This window comes from Mucilaginibacter sp. JRF, assembly GCF_015223065.1.
Classification (GTDB): Bacteria; Bacteroidota; Bacteroidia; order Sphingobacteriales; family Sphingobacteriaceae; genus Mucilaginibacter.
The window spans coordinates 535,208-557,489 of sequence record NZ_JADFBY010000001.1; the positions used below are offsets into that span (position 1 = coordinate 535,208).

At 42.5% G+C, this 22,282-nt stretch carries 16 protein-coding genes; 7 read left to right on the forward strand and 9 right to left on the reverse strand.

What is annotated here, in order from left to right; all coding sequences use genetic code 11:
• Positions 1-192: 192 nt before the first annotated feature.
• The 6 genes from IM792_RS02110 to IM792_RS02135 all read right to left on the reverse strand — a co-directional run bounded on the left by IM792_RS02110 (position 193) and on the right by IM792_RS02135 (position 12,660).
• The gene (locus IM792_RS02110) at positions 193-3,384 is read right to left on the reverse strand and encodes a glycoside hydrolase family 2 TIM barrel-domain containing protein (RefSeq protein WP_194100019.1); all 3,192 of its coding nucleotides are present in this window, start codon (positions 3,382-3,384) and stop codon (positions 193-195) included.
• 39 nt (positions 3,385-3,423) lie between these two features.
• The gene (locus IM792_RS02115) at positions 3,424-5,595 is read right to left on the reverse strand and encodes a hypothetical protein (protein ID WP_194100020.1); all 2,172 of its coding nucleotides are present in this window, start codon (positions 5,593-5,595) and stop codon (positions 3,424-3,426) included.
• 89 nt (positions 5,596-5,684) lie between these two features.
• Positions 5,685-7,313, reverse strand: a complete 1,629-nt coding sequence (locus IM792_RS02120) for a RagB/SusD family nutrient uptake outer membrane protein (RefSeq protein ID WP_194100021.1) — start codon at positions 7,311-7,313, stop codon at positions 5,685-5,687.
• A 22-nt stretch (positions 7,314-7,335) separates the two neighbouring features.
• Complete coding sequence (locus tag IM792_RS02125) at positions 7,336-10,569, reverse strand: TonB-dependent receptor (RefSeq protein ID WP_194100022.1); 3,234 nt, start codon at positions 10,567-10,569, stop codon at positions 7,336-7,338.
• A 253-nt stretch (positions 10,570-10,822) separates the two neighbouring features.
• Positions 10,823-11,977, reverse strand: a complete 1,155-nt coding sequence (locus IM792_RS02130) for a FecR domain-containing protein (RefSeq protein ID WP_194100023.1) — start codon at positions 11,975-11,977, stop codon at positions 10,823-10,825.
• Positions 11,978-12,075: 98 nt separating this feature from the next.
• Entirely contained in the window at positions 12,076-12,660 is a 585-nt protein-coding gene (locus IM792_RS02135; RefSeq protein WP_194100024.1) for an RNA polymerase sigma-70 factor, read from the reverse strand.
• 833 nt (positions 12,661-13,493) lie between these two features.
• On the opposite strand from IM792_RS02135, the gene IM792_RS02140 reads away from it, so the two are divergent.
• The 5 genes from IM792_RS02140 to IM792_RS02160 all read left to right on the forward strand — a co-directional run bounded on the left by IM792_RS02140 (position 13,494) and on the right by IM792_RS02160 (position 17,788).
• On the forward strand, positions 13,494-14,447 hold the full coding sequence (locus tag IM792_RS02140; RefSeq protein WP_194100025.1) for a hypothetical protein: 954 nt from the start codon (positions 13,494-13,496) through the stop codon (positions 14,445-14,447).
• Between the two features lie 192 nt (positions 14,448-14,639).
• Entirely contained in the window at positions 14,640-15,047 is a 408-nt protein-coding gene (locus IM792_RS02145) for a hypothetical protein (protein WP_194100026.1), read from the forward strand.
• A 59-nt stretch (positions 15,048-15,106) separates the two neighbouring features.
• Complete coding sequence (locus IM792_RS02150) at positions 15,107-16,177, forward strand: histidine kinase (protein ID WP_194100027.1); 1,071 nt, start codon at positions 15,107-15,109, stop codon at positions 16,175-16,177.
• On the forward strand, positions 16,174-16,911 hold the full coding sequence (locus IM792_RS02155; protein WP_194100028.1) for a LytTR family DNA-binding domain-containing protein: 738 nt from the start codon (positions 16,174-16,176) through the stop codon (positions 16,909-16,911). The genes IM792_RS02150 and IM792_RS02155 overlap by 4 nt, the downstream gene beginning before the upstream one ends.
• 148 nt (positions 16,912-17,059) lie before the next feature.
• Complete coding sequence (locus IM792_RS02160; protein WP_194100029.1) at positions 17,060-17,788, forward strand: hypothetical protein; 729 nt, start codon at positions 17,060-17,062, stop codon at positions 17,786-17,788.
• A gap of 20 nt (positions 17,789-17,808) precedes the next feature.
• On the opposite strand, the gene IM792_RS02165 is transcribed toward IM792_RS02160, so the two are convergent.
• Positions 17,809-18,666: a LysR family transcriptional regulator gene (locus IM792_RS02165; RefSeq protein WP_194100030.1), complete on the reverse strand. Its 858-nt coding sequence runs from the start codon at positions 18,664-18,666 to the stop codon at positions 17,809-17,811.
• 95 nt (positions 18,667-18,761) lie between these two features.
• On the opposite strand from IM792_RS02165, the gene IM792_RS02170 reads away from it, so the two are divergent.
• Positions 18,762-19,736, forward strand: coding sequence for an alpha/beta hydrolase (locus tag IM792_RS02170; RefSeq protein ID WP_194100031.1), 975 nt, complete (start codon positions 18,762-18,764; stop codon positions 19,734-19,736).
• A 90-nt stretch (positions 19,737-19,826) separates the two neighbouring features.
• Here the strand turns inward: IM792_RS02170 and IM792_RS02175 are convergent, their stop codons facing one another.
• Together IM792_RS02175 and IM792_RS02180 are read right to left on the reverse strand one after the other, a co-directional pair.
• Complete coding sequence (locus IM792_RS02175; protein WP_194100032.1) at positions 19,827-20,219, reverse strand: RidA family protein; 393 nt, start codon at positions 20,217-20,219, stop codon at positions 19,827-19,829.
• Between the two features lie 160 nt (positions 20,220-20,379).
• Complete coding sequence (locus IM792_RS02180) at positions 20,380-20,961, reverse strand: Crp/Fnr family transcriptional regulator (protein WP_194100033.1); 582 nt, start codon at positions 20,959-20,961, stop codon at positions 20,380-20,382.
• 204 nt (positions 20,962-21,165) lie between these two features.
• Between IM792_RS02180 and IM792_RS02185 the strand changes: the two genes are divergently transcribed.
• Positions 21,166-22,233: an SDR family oxidoreductase gene (locus IM792_RS02185; protein WP_194100034.1), complete on the forward strand. Its 1,068-nt coding sequence runs from the start codon at positions 21,166-21,168 to the stop codon at positions 22,231-22,233.
• Positions 22,234-22,282 lie beyond the last annotated feature (49 nt).

A 22,282-nucleotide genomic window follows, 5' to 3' on the forward strand; every position in this document is an offset into this window, starting at 1 on the left:
TGTGTTATAAGTTAAATGTGTGTTCAAATGCTTAGTAGTACTGAAAGAGGCCGCGTCATAAATTAGTTATGAAACGGCCTCTAATATTATTTTCTTTCAACCATCAGGCGTTCTTTCTTGAAATGGCAGGGATTACACCGGTGTTTTTTTTGAATAACAGGTTAAAGCCGGGCTGTTCGGCAAAGCCATATGTTATAACAATTGCAAATGATACCTAAAGTGCGCAGGTTTTGAATACACAACAAAAGGCTCAAGCGGTGCCGGCCCGCACGAGTTGGAACCTACCCCCAAAGTTTTATGACTGATGCAAAGCACGGTGGCCTTGCTTACAGGCAGATCTTTACGGTGGGGCGCTACTTCCAACTCCTCATCGCTGTATGGTACGGCAGAAACCTGTAGCAGAGAATCAACTCTACTGATACCTACACGAGTTCCGTTTTTGGAAGTTAAGGTAGCCCATTTTACATCTTCGTGATTACCGCCTTCCATTGGTTTTTCGTATGGCGTAAGCTGATCTTTAAGCAGGCCTGTATACTTGCCAATAGCAAACCCGCTTTTACGGTCGCTGTAAGTTTCCATCGGTCCACGACCCATAAAAGCAAAATTATCAAGTTCTTTATTGAAAAACAAGCGCACGCCAACTCTGCCCAATACCAGCCCCGGCTGACTGAACGTTACATCATTATCAGCCAATACATCACCATTGCCCAATATTTGATAAGTAACATGATGCGTCACTGTAAAATTATTTTTTCCGGCGCCGGTAAGGCTCGCCTTTATTTCAACAGTGCTGTTGTTTATCTGCTTGGCGGTAACATTTGTCGCTTTCCAGGTGAGTGTTTTAAGCCCGTTCTTTTCCCAGCCTTCATCAGCCCAAATATCATCATTGCGGTGAGGCGCACGCCATAAATGTAGCATAGGGCCGCCATCAGCGTTTAACACATTATTGCCTTTTGAGATAAGTTTTGAGAATGTGCCCTTGACCTTATCAAACTCAATTTCAAAGCCTGTGCCTTTAACTGATATGTTGTTGCTGGTTTCAGCTAATGTAAGGCTATTGGTCGCTTCAGCTTTGGCAGCGGGAAGCTCCTGTACCGGTAATAAAAGTTGTTGCGATGCAACTTCATATCCCTTGGCGGCCCAGGGCTGAGCATTTTTTAAAGCGAACGAAATGTTTAGATAATAAGATGCCCCCGGTTTGGCTGAGGGTAATAAGTATGGCAGTTTTACCTCCTTACTACTGCCCGCGTTAATGTTGCTGGTGTTTATATCTCCGGAGCTTATTAAATGCTCATCTTCATATAATTTCCAGGTTGCAGTCAGGCCGCTTAAGTCAGTAAATTGGTATCTGTTGAGGATAGTAATTAAACCAGCGCCCAGGTCTTTAGGTTTTATGCTTACCCATTGGTAAGCGTGCTTTAACTCCGGGAAGTGCGGTTTAGGTTTTCTTTCAGACGTTACTACGCCTTTATGTATAAAATATTTATCGTTCGGAAAGTCGCCAAAATCTCCACCATAGGCTAAAAACGGATGCTTTGGATCTTTCCGGTTCCAGATACCTTGGTCCTGCCACTCCCAAATACAGCCACCTAACAATGATGGATATTTATCAAACAGATCGTTATAAACATCAACGGAACCCATAGAGTTGAACATGGCGTGCGCATATTCGCATAAATAAAAAGGCTTGGTCAGTTCTGGGTTTTTAGCATTCTTTTCCAGGTCGGCAGTATTGGTATACATGCGGCTGTCAATATCGGCAGGGTTACGGCTGTCTATACCAAAGCCTTCATAGTGGGTTGGTCTTGACGAGTCAATTTCCTTTATCCTTTTTAATGCCGCCCTGAAGTTACTGCCGCCATCGCTGCACTCGTTGCCGAGCGACCATATAATTACCGATGGATGGTTTTTGAAACTTTCAACATTGGCCACGTTACGGTCTGTAATAGCTGCTTTGGCTCGGGGTTCCTCATCAAAATCAGAGTTGGCACCGTGGGTTTCAAGGTTGGCCTCTGCAAGCAGGAACAAGCCATACTGATCGCACAACTCATACCAGCGCGGGTCGTTTGAGTAGTGCGAGGTACGCACATGATTACAGTTTACCTGTTTTATCAGCAGTATATCTTTCACCATTTGCGCTTCGGTAACGGCATGACCAACATCGGGCCAGTTTTCATGGCGGTTAACGCCTTTAAGCTTTACAGGTACGCCATTAACCAGCAACTGCCTTCCTTTGGTAATTACCTCCCTGAAACCCGTATGTGCCGATATGGTTTCTGTTACCTTGTCGCCATTTTTGATGCTTAACACCGTGGTATACAGCTCGGGTGTTTCGGCGGTCCATTTTTTAGGGTTGATAACCGGTATGCTCACGCTTACCTCAACCTCTTTACCGGGTTGAATGGTTGGTATATCCTGATCCTTCACAACACCCTTAACAGGTGTATTACCCTGGTATAAGGTTACCGAAAGTATATTGCTCTTAACGGGTTTATCGCTATAATTTCTGATCCTGGTTTTTACCAATAGCTGCGCGTTGCGGTAGCTTTTATCGAAATTTGTTTTGATGAAGAAATCACGAATATGCTGCTGTGGACTACTCCATAAAGTAACATTACGGAATATACCACTCAATCGCCACATATCCTGATCCTCAAAATAGCTGCCCGATGTAAAGCGATATACCTCAACCGCTACCATGTTTTTGCCGGGCTTTATATATTTAGTTATATCAAACTCGGCCGCGTTACGGCTATTTACGCTGTAGCCAACTTTTTTACCGTTTATCCAGATGAAAAAACCGGCATCAACACCATCAAAAGTTATAAATATGCGCCTGCCGTTCCACTGTGCCGGAACTTCAAAATCGCGGCGGTAACTGCCAACAGGATTTCTCTCCTTATAAGTAGTATAATCGGCGGGAGGGGTGCTCATAATCTTCGGAAAATCTTTCTTAAAAACATAGGTGTAGTTACTGTATATGGCCGTGCCGTAACCCTGTATCTCCCAGTTTGATGGCACCGGTATTGTTTTCCACGAGCTTACGTTATAGGTTGGTTTGTAAAAATCTGCTGGGCGTTGCTGTGGCGTAGGTACCCAGTTAAATTTCCATGTGCCGTTAAGGCTTCGGCTAAATGTTGATGCCCTGCGGTTAGCGGTCAATGCTTCTTTTAACGAGGCATAAGGCATTAATGTAGCGTGTGCGGCCTCTTTATTAATACCCAAAAGCTCCGGGTCCTCAATTTCCCGCGGGATGGCAGCAGTGTCAGCTATCGGCTTCGGAGTTTTTTTGACGTTGCGTGCATTATAAAAGCTTGCCGTAGTTAGTATAACCGCCAAAGGCAGTAGTAAAATACCAAGGTTTTTCAGGTAGTTGTTTCTCATTATGTATTATCAGATAAATGTTAGTGCAATATACGTTTGCTAAAATAAAGGTTGTAATGTTATTAACTCATTAACAGTGGTTTTAAAGCTCAGTATTGAGCCTTTAAGATTGCCGGCAGGTTTGCCATTACGTACTAACGATACGGTTTTTGATGGCCATGGATTTAGCACTTCGCAATGCTTGCCACGTTCACTCTTGATTACAACACCGGAGATGATGCCGTTCGATAACTTTGCCGAAACCAAAAATGCTCCCCAGGTACGAATATCCCTGAACGCGGCATCCTGATCCTTTGGCCAAACAGGGAACAGCCGGATGCGGTTGCCCACACTCATGCAGCACATCTCCTGCAAGGCGTTAACCACCGTGCAGCTATTCTCAATACCATGCGGATTATCCAGTTGAAAGCCATTGGGGTAGGTACGTAACGCGTATATATGCAACTCTTTCAGGATGGTTAGCGAATCATAGCCAACCCTTATTGCCGCCATATAAAAACTGTTGGTACTGTTATGATGATCCCAGCGTTGTGTGGCATCAACAGAATTACGTGCAATTGCCAGCTCTGTGCTTGTGCTGTTAAATGTTATACCATTGGCCGGATAGATAGCTGAGTAGCTTGCCCCATGAACCGGCCTACCGGCTGAATCAGCTTCGGCACCACGATACACTGTTTTGCCTTTACTTACCTCCGTAGGGTAATCGCTTAATTTATTGAGCATATCCTGCCATTTGGCACGTCTGGGTGCATCCCTGTTAAGTTCTTTGCTCATATCCAGTATCAGTTCGAGCGCGTTACGTAGCAGGGCCAGCGTCATCAGTGGGTTTTTGTTGTAGCCTGATTTTTCAGTTATCGCGTCGCGGTATATTACATAGCGGCCTTGCTCAAACGTTAGGTAATCCTCCCAAAAATCAATGGTGGCCAAAACATAAGGGTATATCAATCGGCCATAATCCTTATCATAATTGCAGCGCCAATGCTGTGCCATATTTATAACGCCAAACACCGCGTTCGATCGTTGTTTATAGAATAATCCTCCGGCCTCTACATCGCCATGTTCTGTGTACCCGTTATCCGTACCTGCCGGGAAATCCCTGGTCAGATCAACTCCCAGCGGACCAATACCAACCGGATAAAGTATGCCGCGGGTACCGGTAACTTTTTGGGCGTATGATTGCCCTTTGGGCATAAAATCCAACAGAGGCGCATCCTGTGTTTGGGCCTGTTGTAATCGGTTAGCGCTGTACAAAGCGTAAAATGGCGCGTAAAAGTTATAGTTAAGATGATAGTCGCCATTCCAGTCGGGGTTGTCGGTAACACACCATCCAAAAATAGACGGAGGAAACCGGGTATCACGGCTACAGGCAGCCATGGTGTACAGGCCCTGGTAATAGGCTTTCATCAATACGGTATCAGCCACAGTTAATTGTGATCTTTGCCAATACGCCTGCCACCATTTTTGATGAGCCACCCGATATTGCTGTACCATCTTTTGATCGACCGAACCTGCCTTTTTCAATACATAAGCTAAGGGAGTATTTTGCTTGAACTTACTCTCGAATGCCAATGCCAACGTTACGGGCTTGCCGGGAGCGATTGTAAATGTATTTCCGGCTTGGCCTAATGCTTTAACGGCTACATCTATTTCAGTCGGAATATCAACATCATCAGTAAATGCGCGGGTAAGGTGGGCTATGCCATTGGTGCTACCAATTTTCAATTTAGCTGCGTTATTAGCAGGTGCCCCCACGCTGATGGATATCGTTATTGGTTTACCAATGGTTTTAAGGGTGATAAAAATCAGGTTATCAGTTGCTGCAACCCAGGAGGTAGCTATAATTCCTTCATTATTTTGGCCGAAAGTGCATGTCGTTGTACCATTAAACAGAGATTGTTCGGCTTGAAAATAGGGGTGGGCTACGTCTGTAATATTAATATCCAGATAACCTGCTATGCGCGGACCTGACAAGTGATCGGCTTTGGATTGTAATCGCCAAAAATCATTTTTGGATAAATAATATCTAAGCGTGTTACCCACCTGCCCCATGCTCATCAAAATATCGCCGTTACCCATCAGTGGCGCATCTACCGAAGCATTATTAGGTATACGTGACGGGGCTTTAGTCCATACGTTTTTATATTTTGAGGGTTGAGCGTAGGCTGTATAACTTAAGCATAAGGCTATGATGATGAATAAAGTAAATCTCATTCGCATAAATAGTTGATGAATGTTTAGGGTGGATTAAAGCAACTCCCTGCAAAAAGATATTGTGTTGCAGGGAGTTGCTTATATGGTTGCTATTGCCAACCCGGGTTTTGCTCCATTTTTGTAATATCTATCTCGCGTTGGGGGATGGGCATGTACCACATCTTAGGGTCGAATGCCCTATTCTCGGTAGTTATCAGGTTATAACTTGAACCGGCAGCGTCGGCCCAAACAATACCTTTTATTTGTCCGCCAAAAGTTAGCTTCCATCGGCGGTCATCAAAAAAGCGGTGTTCTTCAAAACTCAGCTCTATCCGGCGTTCGTGCCTTATGGCCAGGCGCATTTGCTCTTTCGTTAGTCCTGTTGCCAAATCGGGTAAACCGGCTCTTGATCTTATGATGTTTACATACGAGTATATCAACGGGTCGGCAGATGGGCTTGCGTTGGCCTCGTTGCTTGCTTCGGCATAATTCAGGTAAAACTCAGCCAGCCTGAACCATATACTCATCATTTGCTTGCCGGGGCCATTATACAGGTCAACCGATTCATCGCAAAATTTACGGGTATAATAACCGGTACGTGTGTTATCATTCCCCCCATTAATAGCGGCGTTACCACCCGGGTTGGTTTGTATGCGGATGCCTCTTATAACACTGCCGTTGTACCAAACCGTGCCATAAAACCGAGGCTCCCGGTTAACATAAGGCTGGGCGGGATCATAACCGGAGGTTGGGTCGGTAATATCTTTTCCGTTATCCATCTGAAATTCATCTACAAAGTTTTGCGTAGGCGTTTCATCGCCCCAGCCACCGTTTGATACCGGGTAGTAATTTTGTTCGTAATTTTTACCATTACCCAGGTTCATGAACCAGATGATCTCCTTGTTGGCAAAATCATTAAATATGGCTTTGTAGTTCTCAGCCTTATCCGGGTTCAGGTCGTACAACGAGTATTGGTTTAAGTCGATAACATTTTTTGCCGCGGTTGCCGCCGCCTGCCATTTCGCGGCATTATCGTCAGAATTTAAAGGGCTCGCCGCATACAATAATAACCTCGATTTAAGCGCCATGCACATAGCCTTGTTAGCCCTGCCCAACCGGTTACTTGGATAAGTAGCCGGAAGCAGGGTAACCGCCTCATCCAAATCATTTTGTATAAAGGCTACGCATTCATCATAGGTGTTTCGTGATAGCTTGAAATCGGCATCCGGAGCTAAGGGCTGCGAAATGATGGGCACCCGGCCAAATACCTTCAATACATCGAAATACAAAAAAGCACGCAAAAATAAAGCCTCGCCCCTTAACCTTGTCCTGGTATCATCATCACCCGGAATTATGGCTGGTACGCTTGGTAGTTTCTCCAGCAAAATATTGCACTTCCGGATGTTGCGGAAAGCGTTTCCCCAAATGTGACCTATAAAGTTGGTGATATTTGTAGGGCCATATCCACCTCCGTTAAATGTTCGCCCGCCTTGAAAGTAGGTAGGTGCAGCCTCATCGCTCAGGCAATCTAAAGTGGTAAACCTGTCGGCCACCCTGGTTTGATATACCGGGAGTTCTGCATATATGTTGTTGGCAAAGTTCTCTGTTTGTATCATCGTACTGAAAGCCTGTTCTTCAGAGATGTTTTCGTTGGGAGCGAGGTCTAAATATTTTTTACACGAATGCAGAGATAGCGATGTAAATATTAGAACGGCTGCCGCTATTATAGTTTTTTTCATGATACTATAGGTTTATCTTTTTTTAGAAATCGAGTCTGATACCGAAATTGTACACCTTTTGCTGAGGGTAGGTATTGCCTATGCCGCCACTACCGTATTCGGGGTCAACAAATTTTATTTCAGACCACGTAAGCAGGTTTTGGCCGTTAGCGAATACCCGTACCTTTTTCAGCCCGACTTTTTTAAGCAGATCCTGCGAAAAGGTGTAGCCAATCTCAGCGTTCTTCAACCTCAAATAATCTCCGTTTTGCTGCGTAAAGGTTGATAGCCTGGTGTTATTGGCATTGGCGCCAATATCAATACGCGGGTAGGTGGCTGTTGCCGCGGTTTCGGGTGTCCAGCTGTTAAGTTGCTCCCTAAGCGCTGTTCCCTGCCTGTCAAACGGAACATAGCCAAACTCATCAAAATAAACGCTCGAATGTGCTGAGCCCTGGAATAGTACACTCAGATCAAAGTTTTTATAACTCATATCAAGCGTGATACCGTACTGTATCTCAGGGATAGTGGAATAGCCTATGGCTACACGGTCAAAATCGTTAACAATGCCATCGCCGTTAACGTCACGGTATTTAATATCGCCCGGAATTATGCGGCTACTGTAGGTTTGTGTGGGGCTGTTGGTAATTTCATCAGCATTTTGAAAAAAACCTTCAGAGATAAGCCCTAATGGTTGATACACCCTTTTGCCAACTCCGGTTTGGTAGCCGTAAAGTGGTGTAGCCTCGTTATTGTCGAGCACCTTGCTATTATTAAAGCCCATATTGCCACGCAGGTTTACCATCAGGCTACGGAATTTTTTGCGGATGCCAAGCTCGGCCTCAAAGCCCTGATTCCTGACCTCGCCCTTATTAATTGGCGGGAAATTGGGCAGTCCTGCCGCATCAGGCACCAGAGAACTTACCAATATCTGTTTCCTGTTTTCGCGAAACAGATCGACATTCAGGGTGATCAGGTCGCTAAAGTATTTGCTTTCAAAGGCTATGTTTCTTTTGTAACCACGCTCCCAGGTGATGTTTCTGTTGCCTAAAAATGCTTCGCGCAAACCATTAGCACCCGATGGCGGATTACCAAAGCTGCTGCCACCTGCATCAGCATAATAACTGTTGAACAGGAAACGGCTGCCACCAATTTGGTCGTTACCAACAACACCAAATGATGCCCTTAATTTTAAGAACGATATGAATTTGGCATGCTCCTTAATAAAAGGTTCTTCGCTGGCTATCCAACCAATTGCACCGGCCGGAAAAAAGCCATAGCGCTTGCCCGGCGCAAAATTCTCTGAGCCGTTGTAAGCATAGGTAGCCTCGGCAAAATACTTGAACTTGTAGTTGTAGGTAGTTCTGCCCGAAAAGCCCTGCACGGCTGCCGGTATCTCAATATTGTTATATGATTTTTGTTGCGTGAATATCATGGAACTGGTTATGGCATTTGAGCCGAAAGTTCTGTCGTAAGCCAGTGTTGCGCGATAGGTTGAAAAACGACTCAGCCCGTATGATCCGGCTACGGTGCCTAATTTTGAGCCTGTGCCAACCCTGGTGTAACTGCCATCGGGATTGTAGTGAAAGGAGTCGTAGCTTTTGCCTCTTTGCTGATCCTGATAGTAATTGGCATCGTATGATAAGGAAAGCGTTGCCGAAAGCCCCTTAGTTATCATATCTAATTTTTGAGTAAGCGCGAATGTGCCCTGCGAACGCCCGATGTACGAAACCACGTACCCAACATCCGAAAGTTCGGCCACCGGATTCACGCCTAAAGAAGTTGCAGCTCCCCATGAGCCATCGGGGTTTTTGATAGGTGCCAGGTTAGGCGGTACACGCACAATGGAAAAGAATGGCTCGTTAGAATATCTTGGCCTGTTAACCGATCCGAAACTGCCCGAAAGGTCTAACCGGAGTATGGTTGTATTGGTAACATTTACATCGAGATTACCACGAAAGTTGTACCTCTTGGCCACCTGGTCTGAAGGGTAGGGAGTAGGGTATGTTTTGTATATTCCATCCTGTGATAAATAACCGGCTGAAACAAAAAAGCGCGCGAAGTTAGAGCCACCCGTAACGGTCAGATTAGTCCTCGTCATGGCCGAACGTTTTTTCAGCAGGATCGACGCAAAGTCATTGTCCGGATATAGGTATGGGTCAGTATGATTTCTGTAACCCTCCAATTGTTCTTCGGTGTAGGTTAGCGGTTGCCCGTTGTTTTTGTTGGCTTGATTGTATAGTGTAGCATATTCGTAGGAGTTTACTACATCGGGTACACGCGTAGGCGATTGCAGCCCGTATTGCGATGTTACAGTTATTGCAGGCGCTTTTGATGATGAACCCCTACGGCTGGTAATAAGCACCACGCCGTTTGCTCCCCTAATACCATAAATGGCTGTTGCGGTAGCATCCTTAAGTATACTTACGCTTTCAATATCGCTTGGTTCAATATCGGCCATGGTACGGCCTTCAACACCATCTACCACAACCATAGGGCCCGAGCCGTTTAGTGTCGCTACACCACGTATCAGCAATTGTGCATCATCATTACCTTGCATACCACTGCGTTGTATGGAGATAAGGCCGGGCAGCCTCCCCGCCAACGCGTTGCTGATGTTTGATACCGGGCTCTGGCTTAACTCCTTGGTTGATACGGATGAGATAGCGCCTATAACACTTGCCTTTTTCTGCACGCCCTGGCCAACTACTACAACTTCATCAAGACCCTTATTGTCTTCAAGCAGGGTTATTCTTAGTTCAGTTTGGTTGCCTATAACTACTCTTTGAGTAAGATAGCTTAAGGCGGAGATGAAAATAACATCGTTAACCTTGATGTTTTTAAGCGAGAATTTACCGGTATAATCGGTAGCTGTACCGTTGTTGGTGTTTTCAACCTTTACGTTCACCCCGGGTATCGGGTTGCCGTTACGGTCTGCTACCACACCCGTTAGCGTAAAGTCGGCATTCGGGTTTTGTCGCGGTGATCTTCTTTCTAAAATAGTAATGGTTTTATCGCGGAATTTATAGTACAGAGGCTTGCCGCTAAAAGCCTGATCAAGCGCCTGCTCAACGCTGGCATTCTTAATATTGAGGCTAATGTTGTTGTACTTTCGCAACAACTCATCATTATACAAAAACTCGTAGCCGGTTTGTTTTTCAACCTCGGTTAAAAAAACTTTTAGCGTACTGTTGTTAAGTGACAGGGTAACCTGCTGGGCCCTGCTATTAGCCCGCACACCCAGGGTAAAGATGACAAGGAGTATAGTGGTTAGCTTCATGATCCTGACACCTTGGGTAAATATTGAACAAAGGGGTTTCTCTTCATGTTCTTTGACATAAATCAGATATTTCATAATTTAGTGAGGTTTGGTTATAACTTGGTTCTTGGTTTTAGAGCAAAGGGATCAAACCAGACAAAACCGGAAGTAGTGGTTTACCTCCGGTTTATTTATTTTCCGGGATGATCAAACTGGGATTTGGTGTAAACTTTATTTAATCATAGGCGCATTTTTAAGTGTTTGTACAGGTTGATTATTTGCTGCCAACCCATAAGGTGTTGCCAACGTGTTTAAATTTGAGATCAGTTATATCTGTCAGCATCATCAAAACATCATCCAACGGTTGTGCCCGCCTTATTTTGCCGCTGTAATGCAAACCGGGTGTTACAGGTGTTTGATATTTGATGTCAAGATCGTACCAGCGTGCTATCTGGTTTAAAATGTTCTCGATACCGTCTTCCCTAAAGTTGAAGTACCCGTTTTTCCAGGCTATCGTTTTTTGAACATCGGCATTGGTTATATTAATATCATTATGCGCGGATATAGCTTGCTGGCCGGGTTTGAGCAACCCCTCTTTTCCATTACTGGCTACCCGGACAGAACCCTCAAGCAGTGTAGTGGCAATAGCTCCCTTATTAAAGGTATTTACATTGAATTTTGTACCTAAAACTGTTATCTCAGTTTCAACAACGTTAACCTTAAAGGGTCTTGATGCATCATGAAATACTTCAAAGTAAGCTTCGCCTTTCAGCGTAACAATTCGATCAGCAGCATTATCGAATGAAACCGGATAGGTAAGTTCTGATACGTTGTTCAACCACACGGCAGTACCGTCAGACAGGTTGAGCTTATATGTTTGGCCGGTAGGCACGCTCAAAATATTTTGAGCATTTGGGTTACCGTTGCCGGTATTGTGGTATGTAATGGTGTTATTGTTAACTTCTATTTTTGTGCCATCGCTTTCTTTCAGGTTTTTGATGTTCGAGGCCAGATCGATCTTTTTACCGTCAGACAGGGTGAGCATCAGTTTATTTTTCTGATCAGGTAGTGTAGCTGTATTGCTTTTTGTTGTGATGTTATTGGGTTTAACCGAGCGCACAAAATAAATACCCACAGCCATCAACAACATCGCGGCTATACCCGCGGCACTCCAGGCCATCCATTTAGGTTTGGTGCTTTGATGAATTGGCACAGTATTATTTGCCTGGTATTCTACATTAAGTATGTTGATATTTATTCGCTCGAGCATCAAGGCTTCAAGTGCTTGTTTCCTGTGGCTGTCCAGCAGTTCATCCGGATCACTTTCGGCATCGTATGAGTAATACCATTCATCAAGCCTAAGCATTTCTTCAACGGTACATTTACCATCAAAAAATTTATTAATAAGTTCAGTAATGTCGCTGTTCATACGTCAGGCAAAAAGGTGGATATTGGTTTTATAATACTAAGTGCCCGAGAAGGGCATCACCCCTAAACTAAAAGCATGATTTTTTTTAATTAGGCTGATTAAAACTGAAAGGAGAGAAGTATAAACAGTAGAGGGGCAAAATCCTTAAGATGGATACGTAATTGAGCCAATGATTTGGTAATGTGATACTCAACCGCTTTTTCTGTAATATTAAGTTGTTGTGCTATCTCCTTATTGCTTTTATGCTCCTTTCGGCTCAGCCTGAAAACATGCCCCGATTTGGCCGGCAGCTCTTTTAATGCCGCCTCAAAACATTTATTCAGTTCATCAAAAACAATAATATCCTGGGTATAATTATCAATGTCGATATATCTTGACCGGGTGTTTTCAGTATAATTGCGTTTAACCTGCTCGCCGCGATAGTATTTAAACACCATGTACTTTACGGCAGTAAATATGTACGATGAAAACGCGCGTTCAACAGTTATCTCCATACGTTTTATCCAGATCATGGTAAATAGCTCCTGTATTATCTCTTCCACTATTTCTCTTGACTTTACACGCTTATAAGCAACACTGTACAGCTTAGCGAAATAGCGATGATAAAGCAAGTTGAATGCTTGCCTGTCGCTATTTTGCAACCTATTAAGCAATTCAATATCATCAATCTCACTAATTTTCATGTGTACCGATACTTATCACTTTGCAATCAATTAAAGACATGTTTTATCATCTGAATGGCAGGTTGCCGAAACCAAGATTATTGTTTCGATAAACTGGTTTATTGGCTTCATTAACTGGTGCTTATCGAAAGTTGCTATGGCTCTTTTCCTGAGTACTATTTAAGTTTGCAAGTAGCTAATAATTAGTTATCAGCCTTATGTACCTTAAGTGAGCCTAAACCCTAAACTCTGATGTAAATAAATTTTCAGAGTGCCCCCGGATGTAATTCTGAAAAATGAAGTTTAACTGAAAAGCCGTATACCTTTGCTTAAGCCGGGGCCTGCACCAATTATTAATATTGATTTTTTCATTCTCTTGTTTCTTATTGTCAGGCCAAATTTCGACAGCGAGGCCACCGCATGCCTTACGAATAGCAAAGCATCTGTTATGAATATCAAAGATGGGTGGTGTGCAGAGGATTTGAAATTCTCTGTATAATAAATTGATTGTCTAAGAGGCCGCTATAGACAGTGATTACCAGTTAGGCGCTGTGCAGAGAGATGTATAGGCCTGATACACAAAAGTGTGGTAGATTTATGGGCGGATGTATTTTATAGAACTTTTAGACTGAAATTAAAAAAATGCCATAAATCAACGATTTATAGCGTTTTGAACTCATTTAGACCTGTTTCAGTGGAGCCGGACGCAGTAAGAAAATATAGCTGATGATATGAATGATTGCTTGACTCAATGGCCATTTAGTAATCAGATTAAGAAAAAAAATATGTTATTTAATGATATAAGTCTACACTTAATAGCGAACTGAGTGTGAAGTTTGTTGTATTAAAAAAGTATGTCAAACTACAGAATAACCATTTGGCTGGTCAGCTTATTGATATTGAATTCAGTATCCGTTTTGCAGGCCCAGGTATTTGAAAAGACACCTGAGTTGCATGGCGATACGGTTGTATTTCCTATTAGCCTAATTAATGTATATCCTTTTATTTCGGGCAACGTTAATGGTGTTGAGGGCAAGTTTATGTTTGATACAGGTTATCGAACTTCTATGGCTCTTAATGATAATTATATCAAACTGCCTAACAAGAGATCGAAAAGCAGCGGTAGTACCGGCAGCGGGCAAACCTTTGTAACCAACACCAATGATACGATACGGGAGGTGCGGTTAGCGAACGGTATCACTTACCGTAACCTGGAAAATATCTCCAGCGCGAATTATGATTTTATACAGAAGAACATTACGACAGACTTTCTCGGCTTTATCGGCCACGATTTTTTTCAGGGTTATCTGTTTAAGCTGGATTATCAGCACAGGAAGGTCACTTTTTACAGATCCACAGCGGAACGCAGCCAGTCAAAGGATTTTCTAAAGAATGAGAAGGTATTGGCTGTTATCGATTTTGAGATCAGGAAATTGGCAAACCATCCGTTTGTTAAACTAAATATTGATGGGGTGAATGTTATTGGAGCGTTTGATACAGGACAAAATGGTTTGTTGCAATTAGATGCTCCGTCTGCTGAGTTACTTAAACGCCGAGGTTCGGTTTTAGCATCCGGTAAAGACAGTTACGGCGACACCTTGCTTAACATTAAAAACATTACCATAGACGGAAAACTAAAAACCACCTTAAAAGGAGTGGAGTTGGCTCATCTTAAAGCCACCCAACTTGAGCGTGAAAAGTCCGGAATTACCGAGTCTAACCTGATGAACATCGGTTACCGGTTCCTTGCGCAGTATAAAACCGTTTGGGATTATGCTCATCAAAAGATCTACGTTTTGGAATATTGATCAAGAGTGTAGGTCAATAGTATAATACAAGGTTTCACATATACAAAACGCCCGTTCGTGTAATAGAATTTCATGCCTCTTAAGGTCATTTTACATTTGTTTCATGGTTTTAGTGGCAGGTTTAATAACATATCCCTGCCCGAGAAGATCACATTAACATCTATTACATCACCATTTAAAGAAACAAGTAAAATGAAAAAGTCAACATCAATTTTAATGATCGCTATCCTGTTTATGGGATTTTTAGCGGCGTGTTCAACACCATCTTATTTCGGGAAAACTTATTCACCTACTGACAATGTAGACGTTTATCTGGATAAGGCGGATGTAAAGCAAAATTACACCACCATGGGGTCTACCAAGGTAGCCAAAGGCTTTAGTTCATTGGAGGCCGCCCAGCAAAAAGTGATAGAACTGGGTAAAGCCAAAGGAGCAGACGGTGTGATCATGAATCTTAGTGAAGATGTGGTTAGCACCCAGCAAACCGGAACGGGCGTTGCTACCCAAACTAAAAAGAAGAATGTTATTGGCACATCATCCTCAACAACAACGGATATAAAACAGAAAAATATAACCGCTACCTTCATTAAATACCAATAAGGGCGACACTTAATTAAAAACTTTGTTGTTATAGGTATCAGCAACGTAAATCAGGTAGCATGGTTAAATTGGTTATAAAGTTCTTTAAAGCAAATGGCAGTCGGTTATTATTACTTACCATGTTCTCGCTATTTATTTATAGCTTGTTCTTTACGCTGTCCTATGTGGTTAACCCTGAGCAAACAGCAAAGAATTTTGCCGGGCGGGCAGGCTTTCCGTTAAACATACTAACGTTTTTGTTAGAGTCGGTAATAACTCATTATATTCTGATATTTGAGGTAATACTGCCAGCCATGCACAAGCAACGCAGTTATCAACGTGTTGTGATTATAGCGTTGTTGCTGTTTGCAATAAAGTTTACACTGAATTACAGTAATTATTTATACGAGTACAGGAACGGTAATGATAATTCTGCCGATGGGGTATTATCTAATGATAGTTTAGGCTGGGTGCTCATCATTTCTTATTTATTTACCCTGATAAGCAGTTTTTCGGTAGCCCTTTTGTTTGAGTGGGTGCATAAGGATAAGCAGCGTATTATGCTTGAAAAGCAAAAAACCGAGGCCGAACTCAGCGCGTTAAAGCATCAGATAAATCCGCATTTTTTGTTTAACTCGTTGAGCTTTATTTACGGCAAGGTTTTTAAGCTGGATAAAGAAACGGCTGATTCTGTACTGATCCTGGCCAATATTATGCGCTATGCCCTGGGCAAAAGTCCCGACGGCAAGGTGAATATTATGGACGAACTGGAGCACATGAAAAATGTTATGGAGATCAATCAGCGGCGCCATAATAATGGATTAAACATAAGTTATCACGAACAGATAGACGATCAATCCATAAGTATACTCCCGCTGATACTCATCACCCTGGTTGAAAACGCCTTTAAACACGGTGATCTGCATGATCCGGCTCATCCGCTGGTTATCCGGGTAGATACAAGCGTTAATGAACTGTCTTTTGATATTAGAAATAAGAAGGGCAAGGGTATCAAAGAGTTATCAAACGGGATAGGGCTTCAAAACATTCGCCAGCAACTTAAGTTAACCTATGGCAAGCAGAGCTCCTTTTTGGTGGAAGAAAACGACATCTGTTTTAATGTATCATTAAAAATAACATTTGCTGTATGATAGATTGCATCATAATTGATGATGAGCAGCATGCCATCGATCTGCTTGTAGAGCATATTAGCCAGGTGCACTTTTTGCGTGTGGTAGGCACTGCAACCAATCCAATAAAAGGTTTGGAAATGATTGCTGACCTGAAACCCGGTTTGATATTTTTAGATGTGCAGATGCCGCAACTTACCGGTATAGAAATGCTTAAGCTGATAGGCAAAGACAGCCATATTATCATGACCACTGCCTATAAAGAATACGCGCTTGAGGGCTTTGAGCACGCCGTAGTTGATTATTTGTTGAAACCCGTACAGTTTCTCCGTTTTCTGAAAGCGGTTAACAGGTTATGGACCATTCATAATAGTTCTCGGGCTGGAGCTGATCAGGATTACTACGTGTTTGTAAAAACAGAACAAAAAGGCAAGTTGCTGAAGATCGATTCGCGCAGGATCACTTACATTGAAGGTTTGGGTAATTATGCCGTTATCCACATGGACGATCAGCGTAATATTACGGCCTATCTTAAATTAAAGGAACTGGCAGATCACCTGTCCGCTTTGGGTTTTGTACGCATACATAAATCGTTTATTATTTCGCTGAGTCATTTAACCGCGGTAGAGGGAAACATGGTGCGAATAATGAACCAAACCGAACCCATAACCATTGGCGAAGCTTACCGCAAGGAGTTTTTTGAGTTGATCAATGCCAAACTGCTTTCTATGCCGCCGGATAACACGGTTAATTAATGGCGCCAAATCTGTTGAAGACTTTAAGCCCGGCATCAATAATACATATATTTTTAATATAAAGTTTGCTTTGGGTTGCCCTAAAAGTTGCCTGGCTATACCATGAACGGTAGTTGTGGTTACCAAAGCATCATTAAATACAAATAACATGAAAAATATAACACATAGACAATTACAGTTAAAAAGCTGCATCATGTCGGGATGTATCATCTTAACTGTGCTCATTGCATCTGCAATAAACGCCTCGGCACAAAAGGCCGTGGTAGATAGTGTATTCTCTAAACATGGCCTCGATCAATTTATTCTCGATCCGGCTAATTTCAGGCTGCCGGTCGATCACGCGTTTGATCTGAAAGAATCGACAATAACTGCCGGTACTACTAAAGTTATTGAAGCCAAATTTGATCCATCACATCCACCCAAAGATCAGTGGACGGTAGTTTCTGTTGATGGTAAGTCGCCATCCTTGTACGAGAGTAATACATTTCGCAACACAAAAGCTAAGCAAGCGGTAGATAAACCGGATGATAAAACTTATAAGATCGAAAGCGAATCGGCTGATAAGTTGGTTATTAGTTACAAGCTGGAAGCCAAATCAATTCCCAGGGAAACAGACTTTTTAAAAGATTGCAGGGTATACATGGCCATCGATCTTAAAACAAAGCATCTGTCGCAATTACAACTGTTAAATGAAAAGCCGGTTAAAGTTGGCCCACTTCAGGCTAAAAAGTTTGAATTGGTAACAAAGTATACTTACAATGAAACCACTAAACGTTACCTGCCCGCAAGTGATAACTTAATTTTAGATGCTGAGTTTTTGAAAAAGGCCGTAACAACACAAATAAAAACTGAATACTCCAATTACATCAAAAAGTAAATTAAATGTGTCATCATGCGTTACTGATACATAGCCATAAATGCCTGTAAAACTGCTGAAGGAGCGGTATCCTTCCTGAAAATCAATACTGTGTTCATGGTTCCTAATTGCTTATTAAGGCTTTGCGTTCTTATCTTTCGGCCCGAATAATAATTTGAAACCACTTCTTCAGGCAATAAGGTAATACCAAGGCCAGCCTCTACAAAGTTGATGATACCTTCAATGGAGTTTAATACGGTGCTCTTGTAGTTTAATATACCTTTTGAGCTTAGCCATGATTCCAGCCGTGCCCGGAATACACAGCCCTCCGCGAAAACAACAATCTTTAAAGGTTGAGCAGATAGCAGGTCTTTGAGTTCCGGGCCTTGGGCAGAACTTAGTATCACCAGTTGTTCTTCCATTACGCTGATCTGGTCAAGGCCGTTGATGTTAATAGGAGCGGGTACAAACGCGGCATCCAGTTCGTAATTCAATACATCATCAATCAATGCATTTCTCATCCCTGATTTAAATTCCAGTTCAACGTCAGGGTATTTGTCTTCAAATTGCTTGAGAATTTCGGGAGCCTTTAAGGCCATTGTGGTTTCAATACAGCCAATTTTTAAACTCCCAGCAACAGTATTAGTATTCATTACGCTGGCCTTCGCTTCCGCCAAAAGATGCCCTATCTGTTTGCAGTACTGCATCAGTATCTTCCCTGCGGATGTAAGTTCAACCTTGCGCGATTTCCGGGAAAATAATTCGGCGCCAAATTCTTCTTCCAGGCTTTTTATCCTGGCCGTTACGTTCGATTGAACGGTGAACATAGCCGTAGCAGCTTTAGTAAAGCTACCCGTAGCGGCTACGGCTTCAAAAATTTTTAGATCGTTAGTATTCATTCTTATAATCATTAAAAGTGATTTATAATATCATTATTAATCGTTTTTAATAATTAAATATAGCGCTTAATTTTGATTGAAAGAAATAAAAAGCAATGAAAAAAATAACAAGTAAGCTGATTGCAGGTTTTGCACTTGCAGCATTAATAGCCGGGAAATCAGCAGCGCAATCAAACACTAATAGCTTAAATAACAATACCATGGAAAATACATCAATTCATTACCGCACCACTAAAGTAAACGGTTTAAATATTTTTTACAGGGAGGCTGGCAAAGCTGAGGCTCCAACTATTCTTTTACTGCACGGCTATCCTACATCATCTCATATGTTCAGGAATCTTATTCCGATACTAAAAGAGAAGTATCATGTTATCGCCCCTGATCTTCCGGGTTTCGGTTATTCAGACGCGCCTGATCATCAATCATTCATTTATACTTTTGATAACGTTGCGGGCACGGTTCAGCAGTTTATTGATCAGTTAGGCTTAAAGCGTTTTGCCATATACATTTTTGATTATGGAGCACCTGTGGGTTTGAGGATTGCCCTGGCTAACCCTGAAAAGATAACCGGCATCATATCACAAAACGGGAATGCTTATGAAGAAGGACTGAGCCATGAGTGGAACCTAATACAGAAATACTGGAAAGATCCATCTCAGGTTAATAGAGAAGCGTTAAGAGATTTTGTTTCGGAAAAGGCCACTTGGTTCCAATATCATGAAGGAGTATCAGACCCATCATTAATTGCTCCCGAAGCCTATATACTTGACCAGCATTTTTTAGACAGGCCGGGCAACATAGAAATACAACTCGATCTGGTAAAAGATTACAGAACCAATCTGGCGCTGTATCCTAAATTTCACGAATATTTCAAAAAGTATCAGCCTAAAGCATTATTAGTTTGGGGTAATAAAGATCCGTATTTTTTGCCTGCCGGAGCATGTGCGTATCAACAAGATCTGCACGATACCAAACTAAAGTTCTATGATACCGGCCATTTCGCGTTGGAAACCAACGCCAAAGAGATAGGGGCTGATATTCTTGAGTTTATGGCTACTTTGCCAAGATAAATATCGGTAGCTTAAAAGATCAATATCTATACAAAATAGGCCGCATTTATCCGCGGCCTGTTTTGTATTAGCCTGTTAGTTTAAAACAGATCATTTTACTACGGTAGCTTCCAGCTCCACAATCAGCGTTTGGTTGAGGGCTACTACCTGCATCAGCGTAACTACCTGTTTCATGCCATGCTTTGCCACAAAGTCTTTAAATAGGTCAAAGCAGGTATTGATGAATTCATCAGACGAGGTGGAGTAAATAGTAAGCTTTACAATGTTACGGCATTCGTAACCTGCTTCATTAATAACAGTTTCGAGGTTCTGTATGGCCAGCCCAAGCTGGGTGCGCATATCGGCATTGCTTGGTGTACCATCAGGATGTACAGCGGCTTGTCCGGCACAATATAATGTGCCTTGTACGTTTTTTACTTCAACGGCTTGCACATAGCTTAATTCTTCCTGCCAGTTCCAGGGGTTGATCACTCGTTTTTCCATTTGGGTTGATGTTTTAAGCGGATATTATCAATATTGAACCACCCGATAGTAGAAGCAAAAATATTACCAATGAATCTGTATGGTTATGATCAAACAATCAAAAAATCTATTAAATCAATCATTCGCACTAAGCGATAGTGTGGTATATTGAGTTAATGCTTTACTTCTTAAGCGCCAGATTCTTTTTAATGCGACTCAAAGTTTCGGGAGCGATACCCAGATAGGAGGCTATCAGGTTTTGTGGAATGCGCTGAATAATTTGCGGGTTTGATTCTATCAGTTTTAAATACTTTTCTTCGGCCGTATAGGTAACAGCGCTCATCAGACGGCGCTCTTTGGTAACCAGGCTGTTTTGGTATAAAATACGGAAGTAACGATCCATTACAGGTACGGCCAGTGTAAGGGCTTCATAATCTGATTGTGAAATAAGCAGTAGTTCAGAGTTTTCTATTGCGTCAATATTAAAAACAGACTTTTCGCCTGTTAAAAAGCTATTAAAGTCTGATATCCACCAGCCTTCCCAACCAAAAACGCTCATGTGTTCGTCGCCTTTTTCGTCAACATTGTAGGTGCGCAATAATCCCTTGGCTACAAAGGTGAGATTTTTGCATACATCGCCTTCCTGTAGCAGATACTGTTTTCTTCTTAGCTTTTTAGGCACAAAGTACGATGCTATCTTCTCCCGGTCATCATCGGTAAGGGCAACTTTATTTTCAATGTGACTAAATAATACGTTGATCATGCTGTGGCGATCTTTTGAGGCAAAGATAGATTTTTAGCCAATACATTATTTTAATGGGTTTTGCCCGTTTACGCTTGATCTACATCAATTGTATTTCTTGAGCCAGGTCATCGGCTGATGGGTATGTTCATTTGCAATTTTGTAAAAACAAAATGCTATTCACCAAAAGCAGAATAGCTATAAGTAAAAACAAAAATATAAAGCATGAACAAAATTGCATTAGTAGTTGGAGCCAGTGGTATAATTGGCGGCAATCTGGCTGAAAAATTGATTGCCGAGGGCTGGGAAACCTATGGGCTGGCGCGCAAACCAAATACAGAAATTGAACACCTTAAACCTGTTGCGGCGGATCTTTTGAATAAGGATAGTGTTACACAGGCTTTAGCCAATCTCAGGCCAACGCACGTTTTCATCGCCACGTGGATGCGTAATGATACCGAAGCCGAGAATATCCGGGTGAATAGTTTAATGGTGCGCAATCTGCTCGATGTGCTATCATTAAATAAGTCGGTACAGCATGTTGCTTTGGTAACCGGTTTAAAACACTACCTCGGTCCGTTTGAGGCGTATGCGCAGCAAGGCTTTTTACCCGAAACACCATTGCGCGAGGATCAGCCTCGTCTTAATATCGAGAATTTTTATTACGCGCAGGAAGATGAGGTGTATGCAGCCGCAGAACGCGATGGTTTTACCTGGAGTATTCACCGACCGCATACAGTTATTGGCAAAGCAGTAGGTAACGCCATGAACATGGGGACCACCTTAGCTACTTATGCCTCTATCTGTAAAGAAACCGGCCGGCCGTTTATATTCCCGGGTTCGTCAGCGCAATGGAATGGCTTGTCTGACGTAACCGATGCCGGCATATTGGCTGACCATTTGATATGGGCTTCAACAACCGATGAGGCACGTAACCAGGCATACAATGTGGCAAACGGAGATGTGTTCCGTTGGAGCCGGTTATGGGGGCGAATTGCCGCCTATTTTGATGTTAAACCGGAAGGATTTAATGGCTCTATCCGCTCTTTAGAAAAAGAGATGGCTAACGATGCAGGTATGTGGCAAAACATCGCTCAAAAATATGATCTAAAAGAGCATGACCTCGGCAAAATGGCAACCGCCTGGCATACCGATCTTGACCTTGGGCGACCAATAGAAGTAGTGACCGATATGGCCAGGAGCCGTAAGTTAGGCTTCAACGTTTATCAAAATACTGAAGAATCATTTTTTGACTTGTTTGATCAGTTACGGGTATCTCGATTAATACCGTAATAAGTTTATAGTATACAACATTCAAACAAAAGGCTTACTGATTATCAAT

Coding starts and splice junctions, on each gene's coding strand:
- IM792_RS02110 (WP_194100019.1), bottom strand. CDS start 3,384: ATGAGAAACAACTACCTGAAAAACCTTGGTATTTTACTACTGCCTTTG.
- IM792_RS02115 (WP_194100020.1), bottom strand. CDS start 5,595: ATGAGATTTACTTTATTCATCATCATAGCCTTATGCTTAAGTTATACA.
- IM792_RS02120 (WP_194100021.1), bottom strand. CDS start 7,313: ATGAAAAAAACTATAATAGCGGCAGCCGTTCTAATATTTACATCGCTA.
- IM792_RS02125 (WP_194100022.1), bottom strand. CDS start 10,569: ATGAAGCTAACCACTATACTCCTTGTCATCTTTACCCTGGGTGTGCGG.
- IM792_RS02130 (WP_194100023.1), bottom strand. CDS start 11,977: ATGAACAGCGACATTACTGAACTTATTAATAAATTTTTTGATGGTAAA.
- IM792_RS02135 (WP_194100024.1), bottom strand. CDS start 12,660: ATGAAAATTAGTGAGATTGATGATATTGAATTGCTTAATAGGTTGCAA.
- IM792_RS02140 (WP_194100025.1), top strand. CDS start 13,494: ATGTCAAACTACAGAATAACCATTTGGCTGGTCAGCTTATTGATATTG.
- IM792_RS02145 (WP_194100026.1), top strand. CDS start 14,640: ATGAAAAAGTCAACATCAATTTTAATGATCGCTATCCTGTTTATGGGA.
- IM792_RS02150 (WP_194100027.1), top strand. CDS start 15,107: ATGGTTAAATTGGTTATAAAGTTCTTTAAAGCAAATGGCAGTCGGTTA.
- IM792_RS02155 (WP_194100028.1), top strand. CDS start 16,174: ATGATAGATTGCATCATAATTGATGATGAGCAGCATGCCATCGATCTG.
- IM792_RS02160 (WP_194100029.1), top strand. CDS start 17,060: ATGAAAAATATAACACATAGACAATTACAGTTAAAAAGCTGCATCATG.
- IM792_RS02165 (WP_194100030.1), bottom strand. CDS start 18,666: ATGAATACTAACGATCTAAAAATTTTTGAAGCCGTAGCCGCTACGGGT.
- IM792_RS02170 (WP_194100031.1), top strand. CDS start 18,762: ATGAAAAAAATAACAAGTAAGCTGATTGCAGGTTTTGCACTTGCAGCA.
- IM792_RS02175 (WP_194100032.1), bottom strand. CDS start 20,219: ATGGAAAAACGAGTGATCAACCCCTGGAACTGGCAGGAAGAATTAAGC.
- IM792_RS02180 (WP_194100033.1), bottom strand. CDS start 20,961: ATGATCAACGTATTATTTAGTCACATTGAAAATAAAGTTGCCCTTACC.
- IM792_RS02185 (WP_194100034.1), top strand. CDS start 21,166: ATGAACAAAATTGCATTAGTAGTTGGAGCCAGTGGTATAATTGGCGGC.